The 2,376-nt window shown below is 62.8% G+C and carries 3 protein-coding genes; all 3 read left to right on the top strand.

Annotated features, from left to right (window positions below):
• Window positions 1-195 precede the first annotated feature (195 nt).
• Window positions 196-993: a cystine ABC transporter substrate-binding protein gene (gene tcyJ / locus ACK6AU_RS31850; protein ID WP_068580138.1), complete on the top strand. Its 798-nt coding sequence runs from the start codon at window positions 196-198 to the stop codon at window positions 991-993.
• On the top strand, window positions 993-1,658 hold the full coding sequence (gene tcyL / locus ACK6AU_RS31845; RefSeq protein WP_409303727.1) for a cystine ABC transporter permease: 666 nt from the start codon (window positions 993-995) through the stop codon (window positions 1,656-1,658). The genes tcyJ and tcyL overlap by 1 nt, the downstream gene beginning before the upstream one ends.
• A 4-nt stretch (window positions 1,659-1,662) precedes the next feature.
• Window positions 1,663-2,376: L-cystine ABC transporter ATP-binding protein TcyN (gene tcyN, locus ACK6AU_RS31840; RefSeq protein ID WP_409303725.1), on the top strand; the 714-nt coding region annotated here is incomplete at its 3' end.

Genomic DNA, 2,376 nt, shown 5'->3' with positions numbered 1-2,376 from the left:
TATTCACAAAACGAATATAAATGTGAATTTATATTATTTTTATATCTATAAAAGAGCACTTATAGTCGCGGCGCAGGCGAATTTGCCGGGAGACGCATACGCTGCATTTAGGGCAGGATGAAACCTGCGTTCCGGCTCATCGATCGACCTGCATTTCCCACTCGCATCGTGCATAAGAAACCACAGGGGCTTGTCATGAATCTTTCCGTACTGCGTCGCAATCTGCTGATTGGCACACTGGGCCTGGCCCTCGGTGCCGGACTGATGGGGCAAGCGGTTGCCGGCGAGCAACTGCAGAAGATCAAGGACGCGGGGGTGATCAACGTCGGCCTGGAAGGCACCTACCCACCGTTCAGCTACGTCGACGAAAACGGCAAGCTGACCGGCTTCGAAGTGGAGTTCTCCGAAGCCCTGGCCAACAAGCTCGGGGTCAAGGTCAAGCTACAGCCGACCAAGTGGGACGGCATCCTCGCGGCCCTGGAATCCAAGCGCCTGGACGCCGTGGTCAACCAGGTGACCATTTCCGAGGAGCGCAAGAAGAAGTACGACTTCTCCACCCCCTACACCATCTCCGGCATCCAGGCCCTGACCCAGAAGAAGGACGAGGGCAAGTTCAAGACCGCCGCCGACCTGGCCGGGCACAAGGTCGGGGTAGGCCTGGGCACCAACTACGAGCAATGGCTGAAGGACAACGTGCCCAACGCCATCATCAAGACCTACGACGACGATCCGACCAAGTACCAGGACCTGCGTGTGGGCCGTATCGAAGCCATCCTGGTGGACCGCCTGGCGGCCTTCGAGCTGATCAAGAAAACCAAGGACACCCTGGTGGTCTCCGGCGACCCCTTCTCCCGCCAGGAATCCGGCGTGGCCCTGCGCAAGGGCGAACCGGAACTGCTGGCCGCGGTGAACAAGGCGATCGAGGAACTGCGGGCCGACGGCACGCTGAAGAAACTCTCGGAAAAATACTTCAACGCTGACGTCACCCAATAATGGAAGCAGGCCTGCAATTGGCGCTGGACTCGGCGCCCTTCCTGCTCAAGGGTGCGTACTACACGGTGATCCTGAGCCTGGGCGGCATGCTCTTCGGACTGCTGCTGGGCTTCGGCCTGGCCTTGATGCGCTTGTCGCGCTTCGCGCTGGTGAGCTGGATCGCCCGGGTCTACGTGTCGTTCTTTCGCGGCACGCCGCTCTTGGTGCAGCTCTTCGTGATCTACTACGGCCTGCCGCAACTGGGGCTGGAGCTGGACCCGTTGCCGGCGGCGCTGATCGGCTTCTCCCTGAACATGGCGGCCTACGCCTGTGAAATCCTCAGGGCCGCCATCGGCTCCATCGAGCGTGGCCAGTGGGAAGCCGCCGCCAGCATCGGCATGACCCGGGCCCAGACCCTGCGCCGGGCGATCCTGCCGCAAGCCATGCGCACCGCCCTGCCGCCTCTGGGCAACAGCTTCATCTCGCTGGTCAAGGACACCGCCCTGGCCGCCACCATCCAGGTCCCGGAACTGTTCCGCCAGGCGCAGCTGATCACCGCCCGGACCTTCGAAATCTTCACCATGTATCTTGCCGCCGCTCTGATCTACTGGGTCCTGGCCAGCGTGCTCGCGCACCTGCAGCACCGTCTGGAAGAGCGGGTCAATCGGCACGACCAGGAGTCTTGAAGCCATGATCGTGGTGGAAAAACTGACCAAGCAGTTCAAGGGCCAGACGGTGCTCAATGGCATCGACCTGGAGGTCAAGGAAGGCGAAGTGGTGGCCATCATCGGCCCCAGTGGCTCGGGCAAGACCACCTTCCTGCGTTGCCTGAATTTCCTCGAGGAACCCACCAGCGGCCGGGTCCGCATCGGCGACATCGCCATCGACAGCCATGTCCCGCTGAGCCAGCAGCAAGGGCGGATCCGCCAACTGCGCCAGCAAGTGGGCTTCGTGTTCCAGAACTTCAACCTGTTCCCCCACCGCACCGCCCTGGAGAACGTCGTCGAGGGCCCGCTGGTGGTGAAGAAGACCCCGCGCGAGCAAGCCCTGGCCCTGGGCCGCAAGCTCCTGGCCAAGGTCGGCCTGGCGGGCAAGGAAGACGCCTACCCCAGGCGCCTGTCCGGCGGCCAGCAGCAGCGGGTGGCGATCGCCCGGGCCCTGGCCATGGAGCCCAAGGTGATCCTGTTCGACGAACCCACCTCGGCCCTGGACCCGGAGCTGGTGGGCGAGGTACTGGCGACCATCCGCGGCCTGGCCGAGGAGAAACGCACCATGGTCATCGTCACCCATGAGATGAGCTTCGCCCGCGACGTGGCCAACCGGGTGATCTTCTTCGACAAGGGAGCGATCGTCGAACAGGGCGAAGCCAAGGCCCTGTTCGCCCACCCCCGGGAAGAACGCACC

This window comes from Pseudomonas sp. KCJK8993 (assembly GCF_046230915.1).
Classification (GTDB): domain Bacteria; phylum Pseudomonadota; class Gammaproteobacteria; order Pseudomonadales; family Pseudomonadaceae; genus Aquipseudomonas; species Aquipseudomonas piscis.
This window is presented reverse-complemented; position numbering and strand designations above follow the sequence as displayed.